Below are 5,706 nucleotides of genomic sequence, written 5' to 3' on the forward strand. Positions count from 1 at the left end.
TCGACCACGGCAAGACCTCGCTGGTCGACGGAATGCTCAAGCAGAGCGGCATCTTCCACGCGCGTCAGCAGGTGGCCGACCGCGTCATGGACTCGAACGAGCTCGAGCGCGAGCGCGGCATCACGATCCTCTCGAAGAACACCTCCATCACCTACGGAGACGTGCGCATCAACATCGTCGACACGCCGGGTCACGTCGACTTCAGCGGCGAGGTCGAGCGCATCCTCGGCATGGTCGACGGCTGCCTGCTCGTGGTCGACGCGTTCGAAGGCCCCATGGCCCAGACGCGGTTCGTGCTGCGCAAGTCTCTCGAGGCAGGGCTGCAGCCGCTCGTGGTCATCAACAAGATCGACCGCGCCGACGCCCGTCCGCAGCAGGTCATCGACGAGGTGTTCGAGCTCTTCTACGAACTGGGCGCCGATGACGCGCAGCTCGACTTCCCCGTTGTTTTCGCTTCGGCCCGCCAGCAGATCGCCACGCGCGATCTGAAGGTGCCGGCCACCGACATGCGCCCCCTGTTCGACGCCATCGTCGAGTACATCCCCGGCGCCCACTACGAAGATGGTCCATTGCAGATTCTGGTGAACTCGGTCGACTACGACGAGTACATCGGTCGCGTGGCCATCGGGCGCGTGCACCGCGGCAAGGCGGCGGTGGGCATGCAGGTCATGGTCACCGGTGAAGACGAGCCTGCCCGCCGTGGCAAGATCGTGAAGCTGTACAACTTCGAGGGGCTGCAGCGCAAGGAAGTGACTGAGGCTGGCGCGGGCGACATCGTTGCCCTGGCGGGCATCGAGGGCGTCATGATCGGCGAGACCATCACCGATCCCGAGGTGATCGAGGCGCTGCCCGCAGTACAGGTCGATGAGCCCGCTCTTGCCATGGTCTTTCAGGTGAACGACAGCCCGCTTGCGGGTCGCGACGGCAAGTGGGTGACCTCACGACACCTTCGCGAGCGCCTGTTCCGCGAGGTCGAGCGCAACATCGCGCTGCGGGTCGACGAGGTTCCGGAGAGCGAGTCGGCCGTGGGCGCGTTCAACGTGTGCGGACGCGGCGAGCTTCACCTCTCGATTCTCATCGAGACCATGCGTCGTGAGGGGTATGAGCTGGCGGTGAGCCGTCCGCGCGTGATCACCAAGGAGATCGACGGCGCGCTGCACGAGCCGGTTGAGATGCTCTACGTCGACACGCCGGAAGAGTACTTCGGCGCCGTCATGGAGGCGCTCGGGCCCCGCTACGCGCAGATGCAGAAGATGTCGCACCCCGCTCCCGGGGCGGTGCGCCTCGAGTTCCTCGTTCCGGCCCGCGGACTCATCGGCTTCCGCTCGCAACTGCTCACCGTGACGCGCGGATACGCCACCATGAACCATCTCTCGGCAGGTCATGCGCCGTGGGCGGGGGAGATCGCCGACCGCACTCGCGGCGCCCTCATTGCGTCTGAAGACGGTCTGGCCACCACCTATGCCATGTTCCATCTGCAAGACCGCGGCCGCTTCTTCATCGAACCCACCACGCAGGTCTACAAGGGCATGATCGTGGGCGAGCACGCGCGCGACAACGACCTCGAGGTCAACATCGCGAAGAAGAAGCACGTGACCAACATGCGCTCGTCGGGTGCCGAGGACACGATGCGCCTCGACACGCCGCAGATCCACAGCCTCGAGGAGGCCATCGAGTGGATCGGCGACGACGAGCTGGTCGAGGTGACGCCGAAGAACATCCGCATGCGCAAGGCGCTGCTCGATCCGGCGGCGCGCAACCGCGCCCAGAAGGCCCGCGAGGCCCGCGAGAAGGCGAACGCGTAGAGGAACGCCCCTGCGGGTCGGGGGGACCGGCCCCCCCAGAGCCTCTGCCTGTGAGCGGGGGAAGCCGTTCTCTTGGCTCGCCTCTCGGCTCGCCTCAGCTTTCGACCGGCTCGCCTCTCGGCTTTCCGAGGCGTCTCGCCTCTCGGCTCGACCTAGCCCGCGTCGTACCCCAGGTTGGGCGCCAGCCACCGCTCGGCGGCCTTGAGGTCGAGCCTCTTGCGACGCGCGTAGTCGTCGACCTGGTCGCGGTTGACCTTGCCCACGCCGAAGTACCGCGCCTCGGGGTGGCTGAAGTACCAGCCTGCCACGGCCGCCGCTGGCGTCATGGCGAACGACTCGGTGAGCTCGAGCCCGATGGCGGCTCGAACGTTCAGCAGCTCGAAGAGCCGACCCTTCTCGGTGTGGTCTGGGCACGCGGGATACCCCGGCGCCGGGCGAATGCCCTGATACTTCTCGTCGATGAGCGCTTTTGCGTCGAGGCTCTCGTCGCTGGCGTAGCCCCACCACTCGCGTCGCGCCCGCTCGTGCATGCGCTCGGCCAGGGCCTCGGCCAGGCGATCGGCCAGGGCCTTGAGCAGAATGGCATTGTAGTCATCGTGCTGCTGCTCGAATTCAGCCACGCGGGCGTCGAGGCCGAGTCCCGCGGTGACGGCAAAGGCGCCGATGTAGTCGTCGGTGCCCCGAGGCGCGATGAAGTCGGCCAGGCAGCGGTTGGGGCGGCCCGGTGGCTTCAGCGTCTGCTGTCGAAGGAAGCGCAGGGTGGCGCGCACCTTATCGCGGGTGTCGTCGGTGAAGATGTCGACATCGTCGTCGTCCGCGCGGTTGGCGGCGAAGAAGCCCACCACGGCAGCCGCGCGCAGCCACTTCTCGTCGATGATGCGTCTCAGCATGGCCAGCGCGTCGTTGAACAGGCGCGTGGCCTCGGGCCCCACGGTGGCGTCGCTCAAGATGGCGGGGTAGGCACCGGCCAGCTCCCAGGTCTGGAAGAAGGGGGTCCAGTCGATGTAGGGCACCAGCTCGTCGAGCGGACAATCATCGATGACGTGGGTGTCGAGCCATGCCGGACGCCGTGGCGCGTACGTGAGAGAAAGGCCGTTGCGACGGGCGTCGGCGATGCTGAGCCAGTCGGTGCGCGCTTGTCGTCCGCGGTGGGCGACGCGCATCTCGTCATACTCGGTCTTCACCGATTCAATGAAGCGTTTCGCCAGGTCTTCTGACAGCAGAGACTGGGCCACACCCACGGCGCGCGATGCGTCTTTCACATGCACCACCGAGCCCGTGTACTGGGGCGCGATCTTCACCGCGGTGTGCATCTTCGAGGTGGTGGCGCCGCCGATGAGCAGCGGCAGCTTCATCTGCAGGCGCTCCATCTCGGCGGCGATGCCGCTCATCTCTTCGAGCGACGGCGTGATGAGGCCGGACAACCCGATCATGTCGGCTTTGTGCTCGACGGCGGCGGCGAGTATCTTCTGTGCCGGCACCATGACCCCGAGGTCGACCACCTCGAAGTTGTTGCACTGCAGCACCACGCCTACGATGTTCTTGCCGATGTCATGCACGTCGCCCTTCACCGTGGCGAGGACGATGCGGCCCTGCGAGGTGCGCTCGGTGCCTTCGTTCGCTGCCTCGATGAACGGGATGAGGTAGGCGACCGCCTTCTTCATGACGCGGGCGCTCTTCACCACCTGGGGGAGGAACATCTTGCCCGCGCCGAACAGGTCGCCCACCACGTTCATGCCGTCCATGAGCGGCCCCTCGATGACCTCGATGGGACGCGCCACCGACTGACGCGCCTCTTCGGTGTCGCCCTCGATGAAATCGTCGATGCCTTTCACCAGCGCGTGGGTGAGCCGCTCGCGCACGGGCCACGCGCGCCACTCGAGGTCGGCCTTCTTCGTGACGGTGTCGCCCTTGAAGCGATCGGCGGCGGCGAGCAGGCGCTCGGTGGCGTCTGCTCGCCGGTTGAGCACCACGTCTTCGACCCGCTCGCGCAGGTCGGGAGCGATCTCGTCGTACACCTCGAGCTGCCCCGCGTTCACGATGCCCATGCGCATGCCGGCGCGAATGGCGTGATAGAGGAACACCGAGTGGATGGCCTCGCGCACCGGGTTGTTTCCGCGGAAGCTGAACGACACGTTCGACACGCCGCCGCTCACCAGGGCGTGGGGCAGGGTCTCGCGGATCTGTCGTGTGGCCTCGATGAAGGCCACGCCGTAGCCGTCGTGCTCTTCGATGCCGGTGGCGATGGCGAAGATGTTGGGGTCGAAGATGATGTCTTCGGGCGGAAAGCCAACCTGCTCGGTGAGCAGGTGGTAGGCGCGGGTGCAGATGTCGACCTTGCGCGCCACGGTGTCGGCCTGGCCCTGCTCGTCGAAGGCCATGACGATGACCGCGGCGCCGTAGCGGCGCACCAGGCGGGCCTGCTCGAGAAACGGCCCCTCGCCCTCCTTGAGCGAGATCGAGTTCACCACGCCCTTGCCCTGCAGGCACTTCAGGCCCGCCTCGATGACGCTCCACTTCGACGAGTCGATCATGACGGGTACTCGGCTGATGTCGGGCTCGGAGGCGATGAGGTTGAGGAAGTCACGCATGGCGGCCTGCGAGTCGAGCATGGCCTCGTCCATGTTCACGTCGATGACCTGGGCGCCGTTCTCGACCTGCTGGCGCGCCACGTCGAGGGCCTTGTCGAGCTCGCCGTTGAGGATGAGCCGCGCGAACTGCTTGCTGCCCGTGACGTTGGTGCGCTCGCCCACGTTCACGAAGAGGGCGTCGGCATCGATGGTGAGGGGCTCGAGCCCGCTCAGGCGGCAGGCCTTGGGCAGGTCGGGCAGGGGGCGCGGCGCGATGTCGGCCAAGGCCTCGGCGATGGCCTTGATGTTGGCGGGCGAGGTGCCGCAGCAACCGCCCGCGATGTTAAGGAAGCCGCTGCGGGCGAACTCGGCCACCACCTCGGCCATCTGCTCCGGCGTCTCGTCGTACTCGCCGAACTCGTTGGGCAGCCCCGCGTTTGGGTGGGCGCTCACGTAGGTGTCGGCGATGCGCGACAGCTCTTTCACGTAGGGGCGCAGCTCGGCCGCGCCGAGGGCGCAGTTCAGCCCCACGGCGAGGGGCTTGCTGTGGCGCACCGAGTGCCAGAAGGCGGCGGTGGTCTGCCCGCTCAGGGTACGCCCGCTCTGGTCGGTGATGGTGCCCGAGATCATGATGGGCAGTCGCACGCCGATCTCGTCGAACAGGCGCTCGATGGCGAAGAGCGCCGCCTTGGCGTTGAGGGTGTCGAAGATGGTCTCGACCATCAAGATGTCGGCGCCGCCTTCGTACAGGCCCCGGGCCGCCTCTAGATAGGCCTCGGCAAGCTCGTCGAACGTGACGTTGCGCTTGCCGGGGTCGTTCACGTCTGGCGAGATGGAGGCGGTGCGGCTGGTGGGTCCGAGGATGCCGGCGACGAACCCGTGGCCGCCGGCCTCGGCGACGGCCTCCCGGCCCAGGCGCGCGGCGGCCACGTTGAGATCGCGCACGATGGGCTCGAGGCCGTAGTCGGCCTGTGAGATGGTGGTGCTGTTGAACGTGTTGGTCTCGATGATGTCGGCGCCAGCGTCGAGGTAGGCGCGGTGGATGGCCTTGATCACGTCGGGCCGAGTGAGGGTGAGCAGGTCGTTGTTGCCCTTCAAGTCGCTGGCGTGGTCCTTGAAGCGGTCGCCGTTCTGGCCGCTCGGCCCCAGGCCGCGGTAGTCGGCTTCCTGCAGCTTGTAGCGCTGGATCATGGTGCCCATGGCACCGTCGAGAATGAGAATCTTCTGCTGAAGCCGCTCGGTCAGCAGGGCGGCGCGGGCGAGGGCCTCGTCGCGGCGGGTCTGGGGTGTGGTGGGAGAGGTTGTGAGCAATGGCGTGGTCTCGGGCTTCT

Annotated in this window: 2 protein-coding genes; one reads left to right on the forward strand and one right to left on the reverse strand. The window is 67.0% G+C overall.

The window, feature by feature from the left end; translation table 11 throughout:
• Window positions 1-1,805: translational GTPase TypA (gene typA / locus EB084_18255; protein NDD30203.1), on the forward strand; the 1,805-nt coding region annotated here is incomplete at its 5' end.
• Window positions 1,806-1,957: 152 nt separating this feature from the next.
• On the opposite strand, the gene EB084_18260 is transcribed toward typA, so the two are convergent.
• Entirely contained in the window at window positions 1,958-5,623 is a 3,666-nt protein-coding gene (locus EB084_18260; GenBank protein NDD30204.1) for a methionine synthase, read from the reverse strand.
• Between the last annotated feature and the right edge of the window lie 83 nt (window positions 5,624-5,706).

The organism is Pseudomonadota bacterium, assembly GCA_010028905.1.
Taxonomy (GTDB): Bacteria; Vulcanimicrobiota; Xenobia; order RGZZ01; family RGZZ01; genus RGZZ01.